The following is a 20,535-nucleotide window of genomic DNA, read 5'->3' as shown; positions in this document are numbered from 1 at the left end:
CACCTTGAGTTATCAGAGTGATGCCTGATTCAGCCGCAGGGACAACTTCTCGGCAGTTTCTCGGCGCTCGCTGTAGCGGTCAGTCAAAAATGGGGAAATATCGCGCGTCAACAACGTGAACTTGAATAATTCCTCCATCACGTCGACCACGCGTTCGTAGTATGGCGACGGCTTCATCCTGCCGACATCATCAAACTCCTGATAGGCTTTGGCCACCGACGACTGATTAGGAATGGTCAGCATACGCATCCAGCGGCCGACGATCCGCATTTGGTTCACGGCGTTGAAGGACTGCGAACCTCCAGATACCTCCATGACGGCCAACGTCTTGCCTTGAGAGGGACGAATGAACCATTCGTGAGAAAATGCGACCAGGCCCAGTCATTCAACGCTTTCGTTTCAAAATACCCAGGCGAGTTTTTTTAGCTTGTTCCTGTTTCAATCGTTTTCGTCTGCTACCGAGCGACGATAGGATAAGCAGTGCAACACCAAAACTAATGGCAGAAAATAAGACGATGATTTGCGATGCTAAGCGTGACATGACAATGCAGATGTTTTGAGCTCGGAAGAATTATTTGGATGGGAGCTGGTTGATAGGCGCATATCGCCTATAGCAACGTTGCTATTTCTCCGAAATGCTATTGTCGCATAAGAACTTAGGGCTTCTCTGCGGCCTTTCTTCAATTCCTAATTCGGCCAAATATTTAACTACTTCCACCTCACTCAACTCAACCGACGACACGCCAGTATGTTCTCTGAAGTCTCCACTTAGATGGCGGAGCGCTTTTAATGGAATTTTGGTTTTCTCGTGAACAGCAAGAAGAATCCATGACGCGACTTGTCGGCCATGCCTGATTCGACTCAGCGTAGGAGGAGCAATACTAAAACGTCGAGCGAGGTCCGCATCAGAGCTGTCCCGAAAGTGACTTCGCAAAAAGTCCAATAGCGAATGCTTGACTACATAGGCTCTTAAATTAGGCATCCTGGTGCTTTCATTGTCCGTGCAAAGGTCATTTTTTTACTCACGCCATTTACGTTCGTCATTATTGATCAGAATTACTCACCGAAGTATTTAACGTAGACTGACCATAGACAGAATGTTATCCATAGCTGAGCGCAGTGGCGACTGTGGCATTCATCGTTGCGGAATCGTAGCTTCGCTGGAAGCTGCTGTTTGTGAATATTTTTATTTTTTAGGATGTTCATAGCATTTTCTTTATCGAAACCAAATCAACACAAGCCTCTGATTTAACTTTCCAAATGATGAGATTCAGCGGGACGGGATTTTTCATAAAAAAAGACCACCAGTTTTTTTGCCGGGGGAAGCAGACTGGTGGCCAAACTGTGTCATGCCAGGGGGGGCTGGCAGTTACAGAGCCCAACTCAAAACGAGGGATTTTGAGTGCGCTTTGATTGTTGTCGTAATCTATGTCTCCACCTTATGCTCCTCGAAGGCGAATGGGAGGCGACTTACTCGCAGGACGGCTAATACCAAATCCCTGAAGCCATTTGATATCCAGTTGCTGGGCAATTTGAACATCGACCTCGTTTTCTACCCCCTCAATGACAACGGTAGGCGCAAGCGACTTGCTGAGTGTAGTTAGACACCACAGCTTTTCCATCCCCTTCTCCGATGCACGAGCTGCCCATAAGAAACTGGCATCAATCTTGACTACATCTGGACACAGTTTTCTTGCAAATTGCAGTCGACTCTTACTTGCATCAAAATCATCGATTGCAACTTGGCAGCCCATATCTTGAAGGACTCTTCCGCATCGCACAGCCGCCTCAACATCCAAAAATGAGGCGCTTTCTGTTATCTCTAGCGTCAATCTCGAGGCAATATCTGGGCGCTTTCTTAAAGGAAGAATCAACGCTTCCCAGTGTTTGTCTTCCCACAGACTGCATGCTGAAAGATTGCATCCTATGCGTAGATTTTGGTGATGCATCAACACCTCTAATGCCGCACCAACGACCAGATGATCCAACTCACGGATCATGCCACTCTGCTCCAAGGCACCAATGACAGCCCCAGTACTTGATGCCTCTAATCCCGATATGCGCATCAGACACTCTTCATATAGGACACGCTCGGCGCAGAGTCGATCAATAATTGTCTGAAAAAAGAGGATCACCCGCCCATCATTCAGGCCGCACTGAAAATCCGAAATCAACTTTTCGCGGGTGCACATCACGGTAGGGCCTCACGCCCGAACGCGGCTGGTTGTTTGCGAAATCCCATAGTCATCTCTTTACCCGATTTCGCCTCGCCGCATACCCATTCTCCCCACGTGCCGCGTAGCATATAAACGTTCCTTTATGTAACGATGCTTTTCATCGTTGTACATAGCCGCAAAGACGGCTCTAGATGCTTACCTTGGACAATAGTTCTTAATGGTCAAAAAGGAACTTTTTTGTCAATCGAAGGCGATAGAGAAAATTGGTGCTTCGACTGAATTTCTCACTCCGCATCGCCTTCTCGCTATCAAGTAGAAAGGTAGAACTATGATTATTGGATACGCACGAGTGTCAACAGAGGACCAGTGTCTTGATTTGCAGATTCAGGCGCTTACCCAGATAGGATGCGAGAGAATTTATAGAGACCATGGAATGTCTGGGGGAACGCAATCGCGTCCAGGATTAAATCGAGCCTTAAAATCTCTAAAAAAAGGAGATACATTGGTAGTGTGGCGCTTGGATCGCCTTGGCCGCTCTTTGGCCCATATGATTCGAATTTTGGAGCAGCTTGGAAAGAATCAGATTGCATTTCGCTCGATTACGGAATGTATAGACACTGATTCATCGGGCGGTCGGCTGATTTTTCATGTGATGGCTGCGCTCGCCGAATTCGAAAGAACATTAATTAGCGAGCGAACACGTGCTGGAATTGCGGCTGCCAAAGTCAGGGGAGCACGTTTTGGACGTCGGCCACTGCTAAGTGATGAACAGATTCGTACAGCCGGTGGAATGATGGCGAAAGAGAATTCCAGCCTGAAGGAACTGGCCGCATCTTTGGGTGTTCATCCGCGGACCTTACAAAGAGGTCTAACTCGTTTGACTGAAACTTCAGGAAGGAGTCGAGTTTTCGAAGAAGCCAAATTGACCTGACCTTAAAAAATGGTCCGGCTTGAAATTTCATATTGGCTGCGAAGAATATTCGTGTCTTATCGAACCGAATTTCCCCCACGACATTTTGCGTACCGTATTGCTTACTGGAGCCTGTCCGACGGAATACATTTCGAACATCGGAACTTTTCTGGATGAAACGCTCCTTGAGCTCGCTATCATGGCCGTAGAGGAGGCGGCTGATGATCCACAAACACACGCGCACAACTGAATTTGCAAGAAATTTTGTGTAACCAAATAAAAAAGCGCCAGCATAAGAGCTGGCGTTTTCCATTATTAAACGAATGTGATTCGTTCTCGCGATGAAGCATAGCATAAGGCGCGCTCGAACTTGCGGTTCAATTCCCCAGTAACGGCATCATAGGTCGTAACGTGAGATCGCTCTCCACGACATGGGGCAACGCCGCGGACTTGGTCTTGAAAACCGAGGCCGCATCACGTAGCCGGTCGGCCTGATGCGCCATCGATTGAGCTGCACTGGTAGCCTGTTCAACTAGGGCTGCATTCTGCTGAGTAACTTCATCCATCTGAGAAATGGCAATATTTATTTGGCCAATACCCGAACTCTGCTCGCTAGACGCCGCCGTAATTTCGCTCATCAAATCATTGACCTGTTTAATGGAGGCTACTAGCTGATCCATTGTGCTACCTGCCTCAATGACCAGCTTCTGTCCTGTCTCTACATGTTGTACCGAAGATTCGATGAGTGTGCGAATCTCCTTCGCTGCAACTGCGCTACGCTGTGCCAGCGAGCGCACTTCGGTGGCCACCACCGCAAAACCTCGGCCCTGTTCACCGGCACGGGCTGCTTCCACGGCTGCATTCAGAGCCAGAATGTTGGTCTGAAAAGCAATCCCTTCGACGGTGGCAATGATCTCGGTGATCTTGTAAGAGCTTGCGGAGATATCCTTCATTGTCGCCACTACACGTTCGACCACTTCACCGCCACGCTGCGCATTGAGCGCTGCTGATTGCGTAAGCTGGTTGCCTTGTGAGGCGTTCTGGGTATTTTGCTCTACGGTCGATGTGATCTCCTCCATGCTAGACGCAGTCTCTTCCAGAGACGCTGCTTGCTCTTCAGTACGACGAGAGAGATCGAGATTGCCCACAGCGATTTCATTGGCCGCAGTGGAAATCGATTCCGCCGATTGCTTAATGCCATCGACGATACCCATCAGTTGCGCGCGCATCGCTTCCAACGAAGCCATAAGACTGCTGCGATCGTGCTCCACCAGCGGAATGCTCACAGCCAAGTTGCCCTGTGCAATTTCCGCAGCCAATTCCTGCGCTTTCGCCGGTTCCCCACCGAGCTGGCGTAGCACACTGCGCACGATTATCAGAGCTGCAATTACCGACAGCATTACTGAGACGACGACTAGCGCTAGGATCGCAGTCAGGATGCCCTGCGCAGTGGTATTGGCTTCATCCCCCGCTTGCGCATTGAGCTCGTCCTCAAAGCTCCCCAATTCGTCGAGACGGTCGAGCCACTGGCTCTGCAACGGACGAATCTTTTCCACCAGCATAGTGACAAGTTCAGCCGTCTTATTTTCCTGCCCCAGCGCCACTGCCTGGTTCAGTAGCGGCTGGGTCTCGCCGGCATTCTTTGCAATCAGAGCGAAGAGTTCATTTTCCTTGTTCGTGGTACCCGGTAGTTCGAACAATTTGGCCAACTTGCTCTGCGCATCCTGATAGGCAACGTCCTGACGTTTGATGCGGTCAACTTCGCGGCTGATCAACGTCGGGTCCTGAAACAGCGCTATGTTGCGAATTGAAAGAGCACGGATGCGCACACTGTCGTTCATCACGTTGGCCAGCATGCCCTGTTGGTTGTTGACCAGGATATCCGACAAATTGCTACGGATCTTCAGAAGACCCCATATCCCGGCCGAGGAGATTGCCAATAGCAAAATTATGACGCCACCAAAACCTAATATAAGACGAGTAGATACTTTAATATTTTTCACGAATAGCCCTTTGGATCGAGGTAAACAGCGCTGAAGGTGGTAATGAAATGCCAGAAATACTCTTTGCAACTGAATAGCCAACAGCTAGCGAGCAAGATGCTGAGCTATCGCCAAAAAGACTCCGTTATGCGCATAGATTTCTCTCTCGCACTAAGGATATTTATAACGCCCCTCTATAGGCGGGCTCGCAACAAAAAAAGGGAGTATAGAGCGATGAGGACAAGTACCTCTGGCTCGCGCGCAGATCAAACTTTTTAAGTTGCCGACTTGACCAAACAAGTTGGCTTTATTTCGCTGATGGCGCGCAAGTTGCTGATTTTCCAATTCCACGCTGGCTTTGGACTCAACATTATTTTTACCGCATCATATCACAACCTCGCAAGGCGAATTGGCCCCTCATCCCTTAATAGTCAAGTTGCAAAAGCCAGGCAATGGGGCTTTAATCTTTTAGCGGCGTAAAGATCCCTCACAATTTCACTTTAAATAACTATTAAAGGGAAACATATTAATGTTAGGAATGATTCGTGCTAATTAATAATGAAGATATTTCTCACCTGCGCTATGATGCGCCCGCACAAAGTAAGCTAGGAGGACGCGCCCCATAGGTGCCTCCTACCTCGTTCCACTAACATTTTTAGAGAGGCCCATATGAAAGGCGATCCAGCAGTTATCAAACTCCTCAATGCACAGCTGACGAATGAACTTACGGCCATCAACCAATATTTTCTGCATGCCCGCATGTACAAACATTGGGGCTTAGAAAAAATCGGGCAAAAGGAGTATGCAGAATCCATTGGTGAAATGAAACATGCGGACAAACTGATTGATCGCATTCTGATGTTGGATGGTCTCCCAAACCTTCAGTCCCTACATAAACTGATGATTGGGGAAAATACGAAGGAAATGATTGAATGCGATTTGAAACTGGAAAAGGCGGCTCACCAGACTGTCAAAGAAGGCATCACCACTTCTGAAAAACATGGCGATTATGTATCACGCGATCTCTTCTTGCTAATCCAAGAGGACACCGAAGAACATATTGACTGGTTGGAAACGCAGCTGGATCTAATCGAGAAAGTCGGCATGCAAAACTACCTGCAAAGTCAGATGGTGCCTGGAGAATAGTTGTATTCCCCGATCATACTTCTGCAAAAGTCTCGATGGACAGCACTGCAATCTGGATAGACAAGCTAGACAATACCCCAGGTAGGTGCAGGTCACAGGAACATATGTTTCAGGTTTAGTACGTTCCGCCTGCATCTCGGAGATTACCTCTGCGCGTGTATTACTTTTTAACTGGCTGGGTTGGGCATTCGCATCGGCAAATGCTCGATGGTCTAGCCTGTATAGGACGTTGGAAGCTCACGAAAAGCGTAGCAGTTAGCCTTGGCATCATTGAGTGCGTGGTGCTCGGGTAGCTTATTCTTTCGGTGAAATTCTTACCGCAATAGCTCATTTATGCGATCGGCGACCAGTTGACGTCTGCACCAGGGCGGCACCCGTCCATCCAAGGCATCGTAGAAAAGATCCCAGTCCGTCTGATAGTCGTAGCAAGTAAAGACTTCTTGGCCCGTCGGCCGTACTAGCCTGAGCCAATTGGTCATCTGCAGGTAAAGGTCGTCCTTATTCATTTCCGCATGCGGTGCGTATTCCAAAAGCGGAAGGACCGCGGCCTTAACGAATTCGCTGCATTCACGCACCTCGTAGGGTAGCTCGGCATAAAACTCTTCGCCGGTTTGTGCTACCAGGCCGATGCTGATCAACTGCGGATCGAGAAAGTCGGTGAATTCGGTGTCGATGAAAACGTTGAATGACATCGTGTGGTCCTTCGTTAAACAACTGCACTCGCTTGGCCTGGAAGCATGGCATGTCCTAATACCCATGGTATCAGCTTGGCAATATTGACTGCATCGTCCAGCCCGCGATGATGCAGCCCCTCCAGGCTGATCCCGGCTAGCGCGCATGGCCCGAACCATGCCGACTCCCTTACCAATGCGCTGAGCCTTCGCAAACAGTCGCTTGGCATTCTTATGGGGCATCATCAAGGGCATATCAATGCCGTGGCGCTGGGCGGCGTAGCCTATGATTGTTGCTCTTAGTCCGGGGGAATTAGGGCGAGCAATCTGGGAAGTTTTTTGGCCACAGTTTCGTGCGCATCGCTCTCGATCTCCTGATAGATAGTCAGAACCTGTTCGCCCATCAACGCCAGTTTGGCTAAGGACCATACGGCAGTTAGCTAGTTAGCTTGCTGCTCGAGAGGGGGCTCTCGAAATGCATAGCAATTTGCACGAGCGTCGTTCAGTGCATGATGTTCCGGCAATTTGTTTTTCTTGTGGTATTCGTATCTCAGGAGCTCGTTGATGCGGTCTGCCACGAGCCGACGCTTGCACCAAGGGGGAACCCTGCCATCCAACGCGTCATAAAGTAGATCCCAGTCTGTCTGGTAGTCGTAGCAAATGAAGACGTCTTCGTTAGTGGGCCGAACGATACGAAGCCATTGCGTTATCTTCCCGTACAAATCTTCCATTGCCACTTCCGCATGCGGGGCGTATCCAAGCAACGGAAGTACGGCATCTTTCACAAATGCGCTACACGCCCTGATGTCGTAGGGGAGTTCAGCGTAGAACTCTTCCCCGGTCTCCGCCACGAGGCCGATGCTGATGAGCTGCGGATCGAGAAAATCGGTGAATTCGGTATCGATGAAAACATTGAACGCCATAGCAAAGTCCTAGCTTATAAAACCGGACCATTGGGAACGCCAAGATGGGCGCTTCCTAGGATCCAAGGCATCAATTTGGCGATGTTTACGGCATCGTCGAGTCCTCGGTGATGCTGCCCCTCCATTTCGATCTTAGCGAGCGCGCAGGCCTTTGCCATGCCCACCTCTTTCCCAATGCGCTGAGCCTTGGCAAACAATCGCTTGGCATTTTGGTGCGGCATGGTCAGCGGTGAAACAATACCATACCGCTCCGAGTCCCTTTGCATCTGCTTGAAGTCGTAAGCTCCCCAGCTAATCCAGACTGTATCTCTCGACACAGCCTCGCTGACAAAAGTCTGAAGCGCCTGCGCAGCAACAGGAAACAGCGGTGCCTGATCAACCTCGTCTTGGGTGATACCGATCAATTGCTTGCAAAATGGGGTAAGCACCGGCCGTACCAGCGGTTTCACCAGCTGCTGAAATCGCTCAAGCACCACGCCACCTTCGGCGACCCAGCAAGCACCGATTTCAATGATTTCCATCTCTTCCGGCGGGATGCTACCGTCGTCCGAACAGGTCGCTTCGAGGTCGACAACGAGAATTCTTGCCACATGATCCTCTTGATAATGGGGTTGGTCCGGCATGGAGGGTAATTTCGCATGCGAAATTACTGCCTTTAGTCACTAAAGGATCTGTTGCTTTCGCAACTTGAGCCGGCTCAACTTATAGGCTAGCCGGTAGCTATCAGCTAGCTGAGAAATGTTTGCTACTGAATTTGCGGCTGACGCGAGTGGAAAATATTCGCCCGTCCATTGAGCGCATCGGCCGGGTAGTCACTGCAATGGCACCATCCTTAATGGACAGGAAAACACGTTGGCCTATCTTCCAGTCGGTCAATGCCTTCGGCCACGAGACTTTGCCGCCGCGTTCGAGAATGGTGGAGTAGGTTTGACGTTTCTTCATGCAAGCTTGATTGTGCAGTTTTGATCAGAGACGATCACGTTTTGGGGCATTTCATTCCACAGTTTATAGCATCTCGTGGTCACAATTTAGTCATGTCGTGACTTGAGTCCGCACAACATACAAAGAATATCTGAGAGCGTGAAAACTTGCCATTGACAACGAACCTTCGGCTGATGCAATGTCCGTGGAGCCTGTTGATGTCACTCCGATTTCTCAACGATTTCGCCTTTGAGCGACCCTGCCAAGGATCCCATTACCATGGCCAGTATCGAACGGACTGCGTATCCTAGATTTCCACGTACGCTGACACTTAAAGATCTTCATGCGACCTTCACCCCGCGGCCTGAAGAAATAGAATGGGCCGCCGGGTTCGCCCGTTCCGCGCCGAGGTGCCTCGGATTACTGGTGAATCTGAAATGCTTTCAGTTTTTACGCTACTTTCCTGCCATTGAGGCAATTCCCCCGGAAGTTGTGGAGCATATTTCTGCGAGTCTTGGAATGCAGCCTGTCCACGCAATTTCGTACCCTGACTCGAACATATCCCCATATCGCCATCACAAGGCAATTCGCACGCTACTCGGGGTAACGCCATATGAGCACGTGAAGCTTTCGGATGCTGTCATCGATAACCAGATACTGCGCGAGGTCAGCCGGGGAAACTTCTGAGCCCGGCACGTCGCCGCCAGGCTGTGGCCCATGTCAGAATGAGCTTGGGTCACGCTGAACGGCGTATCTGCCGGGCGCTCCATCTCTCCCGTTCCTCGGTTCGTTATGCTGCCCAGCCGCGCGCGGATGAGGCGCCATTAACCGAAGCCATCATCGAACTGGCCAGCCAGTATGGCCGTTACGGCTATCGACGCATTCACGCCATGCTAGAAGCTCAAGGCTGGGAGCTGAGTCGCTCTCGGGTGGAGCGTATCTGGAAACTAGAGGGCTTGAAGGTGCCAGTGAAACAGCCAAAGAGAGGAAGGCTGTGGCTAGCCGACGGTAGCTGCATCCGAATGCGGCCGGAATATGCCAATCATGTCTGGAGCTGGGACTTCGTCATGGAGAGAACGCATGATGGACGTGTTCTGAAAATCCTGGTGCTCATCGATGAGTTCACCCGCCGCTGTCTCGCGCTGCACGTGGCCAGGCAAATTCGCAGTAATGACGTCATCGATATCCTGGCTGAGGCCATGGTGACCTACGGTGTTCCGGCCTATCTACGCTCTGACAATGGGCCGGAAATGGTCGCCAAGAATCTTCGGCGCTGGCTTGCATCGGTCGGTTCAAAGACGCTGTATATCGAGCCAGGAAGTCCATGGGAGAACGGATACTGCGAATCCTTCAACGGCAAATTCCGGGATGAACTGCTCAACGGAGAAATCTTCTACACCCTCCGAGAAGCTCAGGTCATCATTGAGCGATGGCGTCATCAGTACAATACCGTTCGACCGCACAGCTCACTGAAATACCGGCCGCCGGCACCGCAGGCTACACTGCCGGCAACAACCCCAGCACCACTGCGGCTTGCCGCTTAGACTAACTTTAAGTCTGGACCAGTTGTTTCAGGCCGGTCAGGCGTTACTAACCATCGTCGACGAACTTGATAGGGTCATAGATTTGCTGCGCGCAGAAGATGGATTGCGCGACGAATTGCTTCGCCTGCATGGAATGGCGCACACCGTCTTAAACGGCGCGGGTCTCTCTGTGCCGACAGGGGAGGACTCTTTACCAGAGACAGTATTTGACACAATCAGCTGTGTTCAACGCGTCGTAGGGATTATGCGCGGTTGGCAGCGCTCAATAGAGCCCCTTGAAGCACTCACACCAAAAGATTGATTCTATTATAAAGCCGCCGGTCTTTATTACTTTTAAGCTTATGTATGAACATTGGCCTTATCTCGGTTGCCCCCCCCTATTGGGGCGATAAGTATTCTGACACGGGGGGGGATGGGGACAATGCATCACCAACATAAGCTTGTCAACGGGAAAAAATCACTGCAAGATTTCGAGCGCCGAACCTGCGTCAGCTCGACGTGCAGCATGAAAAAAAGGGCTGCGACATATTGCCGCAGCCCGCAAATACAACAGAGAGGAAGTGTGATTGGCCCTGATTTCAGCGCTGCGCTTCTTAATCCAAATCAAACCGACGGCGCAGATCCGCTCGCTTTCTGCATGCCCGCACAACACATCGCCGGACATCAGAAAGGAGTGACTGCGCTCACCCACCACACCATCAGGGGCAGCGCGCCGAGCAGCAGCGCACGCCTTATCGCAGGCAGGCGAGCAGGCCAGTAGCTCACGGCCAGTACCAGCAACAGCGCAGCCAGCGTCAACATGCCCAGCCCAGCCACCAGGCCGACGCCCCAGCCCTGCATGTGTACGTTGAGGGCCAGGCTGGCCAGCAAGCCCAGCACGGCTGCGCCGCGCAAGCGCATGCGCAGCGGCGGCGCGGGTTCGACGCCGCGTCCGTGGATATCGGTGTAGTGGCGATCCATCGCCATGGCCAGCGCGCTCCATGCGCCGCCAGCCAGCACCAGCGCCAGCAGGAAGCCCGGGGCGCTCATGCGATTTTCTTCGCGACTGCAGGATGCGCTGCGCGCCGCACCGGCACCGATCGTTCCTGCGATGCACGCTGACGCCGTGCAAGCAGGTGTGCGGCCAGCGCCAATGCCGATCCCAGCGCCAGCAGCGTGAGATCGCATCCGGCTACCGCCCACGGCCCACGCCCCTGCAGCAGCGTCACGCCCAGGTGCGAATGTGTAGTGAACACATTAAGCACCGGCAAACCCAGGAACAGCGCTGCCCCTGCACCCAGCTGCAAGCGCCACATGCCCAGGCTGGGGCGGATCTGCGCCAGCACCGCCGCGATCGCCCAGGCGGCAAAAAATAGGTGGATCTCCATCTGCGCGCGCTCCGCCAGTTCCACCGGCAGCAGGCGATTGGCCCAGAAGTAGCTGGCGAAGGCGATCGGCAATCCGGCAATGGCACCGAGGTTGAGCGCCTCTACCAGCCGCGGGCCGAACCCGGCGCGGGCATCAGCGGCGATGGCCTTGGCTTGTTTCTGGCGCGTCTTGACGGCCCACAGCAAGGCACCGGTGGCCACCATCAGGTAGCCACACAGCCCGCACAGGAAGAACAGCATACGCAGCCAGGGATCGGCGAAATGTGCCAGGTGCAGTCCGACCAAAGCGCCGCGCGTGACCGCCGTGGCGCTGACTGCCTCACCGAGCGCCGCCACTTGACGTCCGCTGACGCCCTCGAAGAACAGCGCCGGTTGCAGTGACGAAAGTGTGGCCAGTTTCTGGCGCGTGACGACCACTGTCGCCTTGGCATCACCCGGGTTGTTGACCACCACCAGCGCCAGCGGTGCGCCTTGCCAGTGCTGCCGCGCGCGTTCGGCCAGGGCCTGCAGCGCGGTCAGCGGCGCCGCCACGCCCGCCGCCTTGACGCGTCCGGCGCCGCCCGGAAACACTTCCTCGAAGAAGGCCTTCTCGCCGCCCTGGTCGCGATAAGCGCTTTGCACGCCCCACGGCATGATCATGAACATCAGCGTGATCAGCCCGGTGTAGGTGATCATCAGGTGGAAAGGCAGCGCCAGCACTGCCGTGGCGTTGTGCGCATCAAGCCAGGAGCGCTGGCCCTTGTTGCGGCGGAAAGTGAAAAAATCGGCAAAGATGCGCCGGTGCGTAATCACGCCGCTGACGATGGCCACCAGCATGAAGAGCGCACACACGCTCACGATCCAGCGTGCCCACTGCACCGGCAGGTAATGCAGGTCGAAATGCAGGCGATAGAGGAACTCGCCGCCCCGCGTATCACGTACCCGCGCCAAGGGCTGGCCGGTGGCGGCATCGATACGCTCGCTCTTGAAGCGGCTGCGCGGGGAACTCGCTGCTTCCTTGCCGGCAGCAGCAGGCGGCGCGATCCAGCCGACCCGCATGGCCACGCTGCGTTCGTCCGGCAAGGTGATGAACCAACGCTCGGCCTGCGGCGCGCGTTGCTGCAGATAAGCGGCTGCACGTTCGATCGCTTGGGCCTGCGTTACCGGCGCGGCGGCGCTGGCGTGCAGCTCGGGCATCATCCACAGGCTGATCTCTTCCTTGAAGTAACTGGCACTGCCGCCGGCAAACACCAGCAGCAATACCCAGCACACCAGCAGCCCGCACCAGGTGTGCAACCAGGCCATGGACTGCCGCAATCCCTCCTTCATGGCAGCACCCGTCCGAACCAGGCCAGCAACGCCAGCGCCAGGGCCGGCAAGGCCAGCCCGCACCAGGCGCGCCAGGCACTGCGGGCCGCAAAGACCCAGATCACGGCACACGTGAAGACCGCAAAGGACAACATGGTCGCCGTCATCACAGCATCGGCCCGCCCCATGGGCAGGAAGCGCGCCGCCACCATCGTCGCCAGCGTGGTCAGCACGTAGCCGCCGCCCACGGCAGCCAGCGTGCGAGAGAGCACGGCCAACCGGTAGCGCAAGCCGGACGGGGCCGCAGAAGTCATTTTGTCAGGCACCATGAAAGTGAAAGCCGGAAGGCGGAGCCACGCTGCAGCCGGACTCGGGAGCAGGCAAGCCTCCAATTTATTTGATAATGATTATCAATTATATGGAGTCTACGGCGGCTGGACAAGTCCGCTTGCTGCACAAAGCGCTCTACCCGCATCACCAGGAGAACGCCGGTCATGCCTGGCCGCACTCATCTGGCCACCATCGCGCGCATGACGGTGTGCGCTCATGCTCACTACCGGCACCAATGAGTATTCCGGCATGACCGCCTTCGCCATTGGCCTGCCCACCAAGAGCGGCGTGGGTGGCGGCGTGCTGTCGGTGATCCCAGGGCGCGGCTGCATCTGCGCCTGGTCGCCGCGACTGGACCCGCGAGGTAATTCGGTGCGCGCAATGAAGGCGCTGGAACTGATGTCGAACACGGCCGGGCTATCGGTATTCGCCTGAAGTAAGGGCGCAAAAAAGTAGAAATCTCGCAGCATTGAAATACGTTGTGCTCTATCTCTCGCACCATCAGCGCAATCGACTACTAATTCAGCGAAGCCTTAATGAGTTATTGCGCTACGAGTTTCACAAGAAAAACAATATGCCCGAACACCATGCGCTCAATGATGCAAGAGCCAATTGCTACGCATTCCGGGAGCTGCCTGCTGAATCCAGTGGAGCTTCGTTTGCATAGAGCTAAAGGTGTAGGCAATAGAGCTGTTAGAAGTCTTACTTGCCACCGTTAGTAAAACTGGTCTCAACGAAATTACGCAACTGGGCCAAATCTGTCTTGGAATAGCCGGCAGTCGTTTGCACAGACGCATGGCCGAGTAAAGCTTGCGCAACTGGAAGTGGCACCTGGTGATCGACCACCAGTGCCTTTGCATACGCATGGCGTAACCAATGCGGTGAAGCGGCCTCTAGTAACGACGCCAGAGCGCCATCGTTCGGTCGAAGAGTGGTGGCGACTTCCTCAAAAATCGCCTTCACCTCACTGTACAAGCCGCTCTCCTGCAATGCGCCGCCTTTGAATCCATGGATTAGCGGTGCCACCTCGTGGGCGGCAGGCTGCGCAGTCAATCCGCGCGCAATGCGATAGGTCGTGAGGGCGTTTGCCGCGACATCCGGTAATGGAATGGCCCGATCCTTATTGCCTTTGCCATGGACGTAGAGCGTCCATTTGCCGTCATCCTCTACAGCGACACGCGGCAAGTTGGTGTCGACATGCCACGCCAGTTCTGCAAGGCGAATTCCGCCATAACGGTACAGAACCCAGATTGCACGCCTGCGCAGGAGTGCCAACTCAGTCTTTCCTTCGATTGGCGTATCTAGCCAGGCGTCGCAGGCATTGAGTGCGGTCGGGGAAAGAAATCGTTTTGGAGAAAACTCATTCCTGGCCTGCGTGCCGGTGACCAAGCCAGAGGCCGGGTTGGCGATGAGATAACCGGTATCGAACCAATATTGATAGAGACTAGCGACGACGGCCAGTGCTCGCGCCTGCGTGCGCTCACTAGGCACCACAACACGTTGCTGACCTTGGTCGGAGATGCTGATGCGGGCCACGCGTAACGAATCGCGGTAAGCCAGCAAATCGTTACGAGTAAGGTTGGAAAGCGGTCCTATCTGCCGATCCCGGCACCAGCTGATGAGGCGTCGTAGATCGGCGGCATATGCACGCAAAGTATGCCGGGAGCGACTTGCCCGGTCACGCAAAAACAGGGAGAGCGCTTGGCAGTCGTCAAAGGTCGCCAGCGTATTCGTGGAAGCTTCTTGGTTAACAAAGCGCCCGCTACGCGAAAGCCAGGCCACGAGCGTTCGGACATGCTGGGGATCGATAGCCGCGACCCATCTCTGGTGATCGCCAGAGTCTGATGCCTGCACCTGTATGGGTTCCCAATGCCGGAATCGTCGACGATACGTGCGAAGAAGTCGGTTCAATGTATCTTGCGGACTGGGTGCGTTATCCGTTGCAGCAGTGCGAAGGCGACCACTTTCCCACCACTCAACGACCTCGGTATGATCGAGCAATAGATCAAATACTGATCGCATCTCGACCTTCGCCGTCCCCAGCGAAGAAAAAGCACGCTTTATCTTGGCCAGCGTCCAGCGTTCATAGCAGGTGTGCCCGAGCACATGGGTGAGATATGCCAACGCCTCATCGGTGTCTTAAGGCAGTGGCGCTGGTGGAGCTACGCCGTGATCGAGCCAGCGTGCCATGATCAGCCGCCTTTGCGGCGGGGTGCTGGCTGCTTGCTGCCTGGGGGCTCGGCAGGTGCTGGCGAGCGCCGGTGCCGCGTTGTTGCAGCGTTGGCCAGAGTGGAGCGCATGATTTCTTCCAGTTGGGAACGCTGACTTGCGTTTACAGCCTTCAGTGCGGTGGCTTCACCCACGGCGGCCTGTCGCTTATCGCGTTCTGAAGCAGCGTCCGCTTCGGCATGAGAAATAGCTTCTTCTAGCGTCGAAATCCGTCGCTCTGCAAATTTTAGCTGTGAGCTCAGCCGGCTCTGTTCCTGTTGAAACTGCTGCCGCTGCAATGCCGTTTCTTGGAGCAGTTGCTTGGACAAGCCTTCATATCGCTGCTGTGCTGCCACCAGGCTTTCTTGATGAATCTGTGCGGCAGCGGCACTTTGCTCACGTGACTCATGCAGTGCGGCCTGGGTTGACTTCAAATCTAGCTGCATCGATGCCACGCTCGCATGTGCTGCCACCAACTCGGCGCGTGCTTGGGCCACCTCTTGGTCCCGCATAGAAAGAAGCGCGCGTATCGCATCCAATTCTTCACGCAACATATCCACCCGCATATTTGCCTCGGCCACGGTCTCTTGGGCGGTCTCGACCGATTGCTGGGCTTCGAGCTTGAGCTTTACGACATCATCGAGCTGCGAAGACACCGCCGCCTGCCAAAGCTGGCGCATGAGATCGGAAATATCTGCCGGTATATCTGGGAGAGCCATGTCGGCCAAGCCGGCGCTGATAATTTCCGATTCAATCGCGTTTATGGTCCGGCCGAGCGTCGCCGGATCGCCGCCGCCAAGCCGATCCTTCAACTTGCGTACCGAGACGATGCGGCGAAAGCGCTCGCGGGTCGGCGGGGATGAGTCATGGGCCTCGGCCAGCATCGACAGGATGGTCGAACGGATCTGATCGGGGGAGGCAATGGCGGGGCGGGACATAGAGAGGCTCCGTTGGCGGACGAATATCCTTATATTACATACATTCCTAACGTTATGTACGGTTAAAACGTTAGTTTTAATTTTTAAAATAAAAGATAACTCCTATTATCGTCTTAAAACAGGCCAATGAGGAGGCTAAATGCCAGCCTGCGGCCGGTCGCGCATGGGGAGTAGGTTGGATATGAGGGGAAAGGCACCAGTCAGCAAGCAACTGATTTAAAAGGGAAATTTCATTTTGGTCGCCCGGAAAGCCTCGTCAGTACTGGGGCCGCCTACCGTCGCAAAATGCACCGGAATCAAAGAGACCCCTAGTAACTTTTCATTCATCTAGCATGATCGCGCAGATGTTCGCTGCGACCGAGGGGGGCGGCATCGTTATGCTGCCGGCTTTCTCGGACGCCGAACGCTTTGGTCTACGGCCTATTCTCATGGATGCCATTGACGTCAAACGCACCGTCTGGATGACCGTGCACCGTGACCGCTGCTACATGCCGCGTATCAAGGCGGTGCAACGCTTTCTGAAAGAGACATTGCACCATGACTTCCCGCGGCCACCGGGGATTCGCAGCTAAACATGTTGCGCCATTGACCATGTAATAAATCCCGCTCTCGCTCGTCCATCACTTTCCTCCGCAAGTTTTTCAGCGGATGAGAGGTCTTTCGGCATCGCTCTTCTTTGCTGTCTTGCTTTGCATAGCAAGACTTTCCTATCTCATTCCACTCTGATGCGGAAGATATGATAACGAACGACAAGACGCCGGCCATCACATTCCCCCCTAAAATCGGATAGACTCAGCCCCCAATTATTTTTGTAGAGCTAATATCTTGCCGCCCAAGCGCACACTTTCCGAGTCCTTGCTGAGTAAGGTCACGCTCGCCCGCTTCCTAGAGCTCTCCAGTAAAACCTTCCTGCAGCAGGTTGCCGAACTGGAAGCATCCGAGGAATTCCTGGCCTTGCGCCCTTCGCTAGGCGTCGGGACGCTTCTCGGCAGCGAATGTGTTGACACTAATGCCCCAGTCCGCGCAACCTGCCAACTGCGTTGGATGTCGAACGCCGAGGATGCCGGTCTGCAATACCAGTCGCAATACTTCACCCGCCAATATGCCCTTTTGCCGGAAAGCCGCGCTAACGCGCTGCCACTGGAATGGTGGCCTGCTTCACAGCGCAAAATGTGGCAGCAGTTGCGCATGGTTAATACCCGCAACATCCTTAGCAACGCCCTCATCCGAGTGGTCGTGCGAGCCCAGCGTAACTATCTGCACAGCAACGATATCGCCGAGCTAGTGCAATATTCGCAACAGACGGCCGCCAGCGAGATGAGCCGACTAAACGAAACGCAAGGAATAGTCTGCGATGCCAGCCGCATCTCGCGGCTGGCCGGTCATCTTTGTCTACTCACTAGCGGGGGACGTGTGCTGTCGCTATCGCGCCTTTTCGTCAATTCACGACAGCGCAGCCAGTACCTGCTGGAAAGCCTGATCAAAGCCGAGGCCCTGAGCCTTTTCCAGGGTTACCGAGGCAAGCTGCTCACCGATGACGACCTAGCTGTGATACTTAACAGCGTGCACCAATTGGGTATCTCCCGTCGCTCCGTCACACATGCAAGGCATTCACTAGCCATTCCCGATCACCGAGAACGTCATAAGCACATGCCCTATGTAGCTGCCACGTCAGGATTCTCGCGACTCCGACCGCTACGTCTGGAAATGCTGGACTGTGACATTCCCGCTCGCGCCGGCGTCTATGAGATACGACTCAGCGAGACAACGCCAGGCAGCCAGTTGCTCTCGGCGCTACGTTCGCACAATCATATTATCTATATCGGCTCATCAACGAATCTGAAAAAGCGCCTGCGCGAACATCTCAGCGGCAACAGCAACAACAGTGAACTTCATGCGCAACTAGCCCTGGGCAACGCCGAGGTACGTTACAAGCTTTTCGAAATACCGCGCGTGGTAGAACGTACGCTCTACCGAACCTTCGTAGAAACTTTTGGAGCTAGTCCATCCTGCAACAGGATCAGCCCTTGAATGCAGGGGGCTGAATTCAGTTAAAATGCAATTACTTCACTTAACCGATGGTTAAATAACAATATTAGGTGAGTCACTCAAATGCCGCTGCTCTTTCGTACGGCACTCGTAAATGATCTTGGGGCGCAATACGAGGTTGAACGCGATGATCCTTCTACAAATGGAAAACTCCTTGCGCAAGCAAGCAAGCAAGCAAGCCGCGCGTCAATCGGCACCCTCTCGACCGTCTAAAAACCTCCATAAAAGTGGATGGCGTCGTTTACTCGCCATTCTCTGTCAATTCTCTCGGCCTCCTTAGCTGGGTGTCTTTGCGGCCTTGAGTCGCACCTGATCACAAGCAAGTCAATCCGGCTGGCACGACTTCGTGGGCGTCGCTGGTCCAGCTACATTTGATGCAAAGTAGTGCTTTCGTCTGAGGAAAAATAATGAATTGGTTCACGAATCTGAAAGTGAGCAGCAAGCTGGTGGGCGGGTTTCTAATTGTCGCTTTCATCGGTGCCGTAATCGGAGCCATAGGAGTACTTAAGGCTGGTCAAATCAATGACATGGCCACTCAGATGTATGAAAAGGAAGTGCTCGGCCTGCGACACTCCGCACAAGCCAGTATCGAATTATCCGCCGCCAGTCGTGCCATCCGCAGTGCCATTTTGTCGGAGAACATGAACGACCGAGAAGCCAGCCTACAGGATCTCGATATACGCCTGGCGAGGGCCGCGTCCTCTTTGGACGCCGCCGAAAAACTGTTTTATACCAGCGACGGTCAGCAATTGATCACTGCCACCCGCAAGGCCTTTCTCGACTACCAAACGGCTATCAAGGATACCGCCAGACAGCTTTACGCAGAACCGATCGGCGAGAAGCGAGAATCCACCGCGCAACTGTTCGGCACGGTGCGTCCGCTTGCCAATCTGTTGGATAAGCTTATGACGCAGATGATGGAAGTCAAAAAAAGCAACGCCGACGCCCTCAATGACGAAACCGATGCCATTTACGCAAACATCCGGCTTCTGCTCGTTGCCATGACGCTAGGGGGCGTGCTCATGGGGGTCCTGATCGGCCTGTTCATCTCACGCAACCTGACACGCCAGCTCGGTGGCGAACCGAAAGATGTCGCCGCCGTCGCAGTAGCCGTCTCCTCCGGCGACCTGAGCACCCATATCGATACTCGCAAGGCACGGAGCGGCAGCATCGTAAGCGCTATGCAACTGATGCAAACTTCCCTACGCAAGGTGGTGCAGACGGTCCGTACCAGCAGCGAGAGCATCGCCACGGGCTCGCGCCAGATCGCCACTGGAAATTTAGATCTGTCCTCGCGTACCGAGGAGCAGGCCAGTTCACTAGAAGAAACCGCTTCCTCGATGGAAGAACTGACCTCGACCGTCAAGCAGAATGTAGCGAATGCCCGACAGGCCAATGAGATGGCATCAGTCTCTTCCGCAGTGGCGCAGAAAGGTGGCGTTGTCGTAGCCGAAGTAGTCACTACGATGGGGGCCATCAATGAATCATCCCGCAAGATCGTCGAAATCATCAGCGTCATTGATGGCATTGCATTTCAGACGAACATCCTAGCACTGAACGCCGCCGTAGAAGCCGCCCGCGCAGGTGAGCAGGGACGCGGCTTCGCGGTGGTAGCCTCGGAAGTGCGCAGCCTCGCTCAGCGTTCGGCCGCTGCTGCCAAGGAAATCAAACTGCTCATCGAGGATTCTGTGGGCAAGGTCGAGGTTGGCACCCGCCTGGCCGATCAGGCGGGCGTGACGATGAGCGAGATCGTGCACAATGTCAGCGAGGTCACCAACATCATCGGAGAAATCAGCCTGGCCAGCCAGGAGCAGTCCTCTGGTATCGAGCAGATTAACCAGGCCATAATTCAAATGGATGATGTCACCCAGCAGAACGCAGCCCTCGTCGAGGAGGCAGCCGCTGCCTCGCGCTCGCTACAAGAGCAGGCGAGTGCATTGGCGCAGATTGTGAGCATTTTCAAGCTTGACGCAAATGACAGCCGAACTCGCATGGATGATGTGCTGCAGCCAGCCGCACTAGTGTCGGCCGTCCTCCCGGTTACTGCCACACACACACTACTTGTGAATAAGGAGTAGGAAT

The 20,535-nt window shown here is 54.2% G+C and carries 19 protein-coding genes and 3 pseudogenes; 10 read left to right on the top strand and 12 right to left on the bottom strand.

What is annotated here, in order from left to right:
- Positions 1–12: 12 nt before the first annotated feature.
- Together ACWHXP_RS05780 and ACWHXP_RS05775 are read right to left on the bottom strand one after the other, a co-directional pair.
- Positions 13–348, bottom strand: a pseudogene (locus tag ACWHXP_RS05780) (NAD(P)H-dependent oxidoreductase); the annotation flags it as partial.
- 1,091 nt (positions 349–1,439) lie between these two features.
- Complete coding sequence (locus ACWHXP_RS05775; RefSeq protein WP_489622799.1) at positions 1,440–2,192, bottom strand: EAL domain-containing protein; 753 nt, start codon at positions 2,190–2,192, stop codon at positions 1,440–1,442.
- A 313-nt stretch (positions 2,193–2,505) separates the two neighbouring features.
- Between ACWHXP_RS05775 and ACWHXP_RS05770 the strand changes: the two genes are divergently transcribed.
- On the top strand, positions 2,506–3,108 hold the full coding sequence (locus ACWHXP_RS05770) for a recombinase family protein (protein ID WP_489622798.1): 603 nt from the start codon (positions 2,506–2,508) through the stop codon (positions 3,106–3,108).
- A gap of 356 nt (positions 3,109–3,464) precedes the next feature.
- On the opposite strand, the gene ACWHXP_RS05765 is transcribed toward ACWHXP_RS05770, so the two are convergent.
- Positions 3,465–5,090, bottom strand: coding sequence for a methyl-accepting chemotaxis protein (locus tag ACWHXP_RS05765; protein WP_489622797.1), 1,626 nt, complete (start codon positions 5,088–5,090; stop codon positions 3,465–3,467).
- A 267-nt stretch (positions 5,091–5,357) separates the two neighbouring features.
- Between ACWHXP_RS05765 and ACWHXP_RS05760 the strand changes: the two genes are divergently transcribed.
- A complete protein-coding gene (locus tag ACWHXP_RS05760) occupies positions 5,358–5,549 on the top strand; it encodes a hypothetical protein (protein WP_489622796.1) in 192 nt (63 codons plus the stop codon).
- Positions 5,550–5,738: 189 nt separating this feature from the next.
- Positions 5,739–6,215, top strand: a complete 477-nt coding sequence (bfr, locus tag ACWHXP_RS05755) for a bacterioferritin (protein WP_489622795.1) — start codon at positions 5,739–5,741, stop codon at positions 6,213–6,215.
- Between the two features lie 314 nt (positions 6,216–6,529).
- On the opposite strand, the gene ACWHXP_RS05750 is transcribed toward bfr, so the two are convergent.
- From ACWHXP_RS05750 to ACWHXP_RS05735, 4 genes are all read right to left on the bottom strand, one after another.
- Complete coding sequence (locus ACWHXP_RS05750) at positions 6,530–6,907, bottom strand: hypothetical protein (protein ID WP_489622793.1); 378 nt, start codon at positions 6,905–6,907, stop codon at positions 6,530–6,532.
- Between the two features lie 419 nt (positions 6,908–7,326).
- Positions 7,327–7,809 (bottom strand): 3'-5' exonuclease family protein, encoded by a 483-nt coding sequence (locus tag ACWHXP_RS05745; RefSeq protein WP_489622792.1) that lies wholly within the window; start codon positions 7,807–7,809, stop codon positions 7,327–7,329.
- Positions 7,810–7,823: 14 nt separating this feature from the next.
- Positions 7,824–8,432, bottom strand: a complete 609-nt coding sequence (locus ACWHXP_RS05740; RefSeq protein ID WP_489634271.1) for a 3'-5' exonuclease — start codon at positions 8,430–8,432, stop codon at positions 7,824–7,826.
- 100 nt (positions 8,433–8,532) lie between these two features.
- Positions 8,533–8,751: a hypothetical protein gene (locus tag ACWHXP_RS05735; RefSeq protein ID WP_489622790.1), complete on the bottom strand. Its 219-nt coding sequence runs from the start codon at positions 8,749–8,751 to the stop codon at positions 8,533–8,535.
- A 258-nt stretch (positions 8,752–9,009) separates the two neighbouring features.
- Between ACWHXP_RS05735 and ACWHXP_RS05730 the strand changes: the two are divergent.
- The 3 genes and pseudogenes from ACWHXP_RS05730 to ACWHXP_RS05720 form a co-directional block, all read left to right on the top strand.
- A pseudogene (locus ACWHXP_RS05730) lies at positions 9,010–9,345 on the top strand (DUF4158 domain-containing protein); the annotation flags it as partial.
- 12 nt (positions 9,346–9,357) lie between these two features.
- Positions 9,358–10,274: pseudogene (locus ACWHXP_RS05725) on the top strand (IS3 family transposase); the annotation flags it as partial.
- Complete coding sequence (locus tag ACWHXP_RS05720; RefSeq protein WP_489622789.1) at positions 10,264–10,575, top strand: Tn3 family transposase post-transcriptional regulator TnpC; 312 nt, start codon at positions 10,264–10,266, stop codon at positions 10,573–10,575. The pseudogene ACWHXP_RS05725 and the gene ACWHXP_RS05720, both read left to right, overlap by 11 nt.
- Positions 10,576–10,937: 362 nt before the next feature.
- Here the strand turns inward: ACWHXP_RS05720 and ACWHXP_RS05715 are convergent, their stop codons facing one another.
- The 3 genes from ACWHXP_RS05715 to ACWHXP_RS05705 are packed head-to-tail and all read right to left on the bottom strand — an operon-like array spanning position 10,938 to position 13,242.
- Positions 10,938–11,303: a DUF3325 domain-containing protein gene (locus ACWHXP_RS05715; protein WP_489634273.1), complete on the bottom strand. Its 366-nt coding sequence runs from the start codon at positions 11,301–11,303 to the stop codon at positions 10,938–10,940.
- Positions 11,300–12,949, bottom strand: coding sequence for a PepSY-associated TM helix domain-containing protein (locus tag ACWHXP_RS05710; protein ID WP_489634274.1), 1,650 nt, complete (start codon positions 12,947–12,949; stop codon positions 11,300–11,302). Before ACWHXP_RS05710 ends, ACWHXP_RS05715 begins: the two co-directional genes overlap by 4 nt.
- On the bottom strand, positions 12,946–13,242 hold the full coding sequence (locus ACWHXP_RS05705; protein WP_229297084.1) for a DUF3649 domain-containing protein: 297 nt from the start codon (positions 13,240–13,242) through the stop codon (positions 12,946–12,948). Before ACWHXP_RS05705 ends, ACWHXP_RS05710 begins: the two co-directional genes overlap by 4 nt.
- A 232-nt stretch (positions 13,243–13,474) precedes the next feature.
- Between ACWHXP_RS05705 and ACWHXP_RS05700 the strand changes: the two genes are divergently transcribed.
- Entirely contained in the window at positions 13,475–13,693 is a 219-nt protein-coding gene (locus ACWHXP_RS05700; RefSeq protein ID WP_489634275.1) for a glutaminase, read from the top strand.
- 267 nt (positions 13,694–13,960) lie between these two features.
- On the opposite strand, the gene ACWHXP_RS05695 is transcribed toward ACWHXP_RS05700, so the two are convergent.
- Both ACWHXP_RS05695 and ACWHXP_RS05690 read right to left on the bottom strand, forming a co-directional pair.
- Positions 13,961–15,382, bottom strand: a complete 1,422-nt coding sequence (locus ACWHXP_RS05695) for a tyrosine-type recombinase/integrase (RefSeq protein WP_489634276.1) — start codon at positions 15,380–15,382, stop codon at positions 13,961–13,963.
- 68 nt (positions 15,383–15,450) lie between these two features.
- Positions 15,451–16,404, bottom strand: a complete 954-nt coding sequence (locus ACWHXP_RS05690) for a DNA-binding protein (RefSeq protein WP_489634277.1) — start codon at positions 16,402–16,404, stop codon at positions 15,451–15,453.
- A gap of 332 nt (positions 16,405–16,736) precedes the next feature.
- Here ACWHXP_RS05690 and ACWHXP_RS05685 point away from each other — a divergent pair, with 332 nt between their 5' ends.
- The 3 genes from ACWHXP_RS05685 to ACWHXP_RS05675 all read left to right on the top strand — a co-directional run bounded on the left by ACWHXP_RS05685 (position 16,737) and on the right by ACWHXP_RS05675 (position 20,531).
- Positions 16,737–16,976 carry a hypothetical protein gene (locus tag ACWHXP_RS05685; RefSeq protein WP_489634278.1) on the top strand — a complete coding sequence of 80 codons (240 nt, stop codon included), beginning with the start codon at positions 16,737–16,739 and terminating at the stop codon, positions 16,974–16,976.
- Positions 16,977–17,229: 253 nt separating this feature from the next.
- On the top strand, positions 17,230–18,435 hold the full coding sequence (locus ACWHXP_RS05680) for a GIY-YIG nuclease family protein (protein WP_489634279.1): 1,206 nt from the start codon (positions 17,230–17,232) through the stop codon (positions 18,433–18,435).
- A gap of 425 nt (positions 18,436–18,860) precedes the next feature.
- Positions 18,861–20,531, top strand: a complete 1,671-nt coding sequence (locus tag ACWHXP_RS05675) for a methyl-accepting chemotaxis protein (RefSeq protein ID WP_489634280.1) — start codon at positions 18,861–18,863, stop codon at positions 20,529–20,531.
- Positions 20,532–20,535: the final 4 nt, after the last annotated feature.

It is taken from the genome of Herbaspirillum sp. Her2, assembly GCF_057961375.1.
This window is presented reverse-complemented; position numbering and strand designations above follow the sequence as displayed.

Bases quoted from the DNA above. Each gene is read 5' to 3' on its own strand.
- ACWHXP_RS05740 (WP_489634271.1), bottom strand. From the start codon at position 8,432: ATGCCGGACCAACCCCATTATCAAGAGGATCATGTGGCAAGAATTCTC.
- ACWHXP_RS05705 (WP_229297084.1), bottom strand. From the start codon at position 13,242: ATGACTTCTGCGGCCCCGTCCGGCTTGCGCTACCGGTTGGCCGTGCTC.
- ACWHXP_RS05690 (WP_489634277.1), bottom strand. From the start codon at position 16,404: ATGTCCCGCCCCGCCATTGCCTCCCCCGATCAGATCCGTTCGACCATC.
- ACWHXP_RS05735 (WP_489622790.1), bottom strand. From the start codon at position 8,751: ATGAAGAAACGTCAAACCTACTCCACCATTCTCGAACGCGGCGGCAAA.
- ACWHXP_RS05770 (WP_489622798.1), top strand. From the start codon at position 2,506: ATGATTATTGGATACGCACGAGTGTCAACAGAGGACCAGTGTCTTGAT.
- ACWHXP_RS05775 (WP_489622799.1), bottom strand. From the start codon at position 2,192: ATGTGCACCCGCGAAAAGTTGATTTCGGATTTTCAGTGCGGCCTGAAT.
- ACWHXP_RS05685 (WP_489634278.1), top strand. From the start codon at position 16,737: ATGATCGCGCAGATGTTCGCTGCGACCGAGGGGGGCGGCATCGTTATG.
- ACWHXP_RS05745 (WP_489622792.1), bottom strand. From the start codon at position 7,809: ATGGCGTTCAATGTTTTCATCGATACCGAATTCACCGATTTTCTCGAT.
- ACWHXP_RS05750 (WP_489622793.1), bottom strand. From the start codon at position 6,907: ATGTCATTCAACGTTTTCATCGACACCGAATTCACCGACTTTCTCGAT.
- ACWHXP_RS05700 (WP_489634275.1), top strand. From the start codon at position 13,475: ATGCTCACTACCGGCACCAATGAGTATTCCGGCATGACCGCCTTCGCC.
- bfr (WP_489622795.1), top strand. From the start codon at position 5,739: ATGAAAGGCGATCCAGCAGTTATCAAACTCCTCAATGCACAGCTGACG.
- ACWHXP_RS05675 (WP_489634280.1), top strand. From the start codon at position 18,861: ATGAATTGGTTCACGAATCTGAAAGTGAGCAGCAAGCTGGTGGGCGGG.
- ACWHXP_RS05710 (WP_489634274.1), bottom strand. From the start codon at position 12,949: ATGAAGGAGGGATTGCGGCAGTCCATGGCCTGGTTGCACACCTGGTGC.
- ACWHXP_RS05715 (WP_489634273.1), bottom strand. From the start codon at position 11,303: ATGAGCGCCCCGGGCTTCCTGCTGGCGCTGGTGCTGGCTGGCGGCGCA.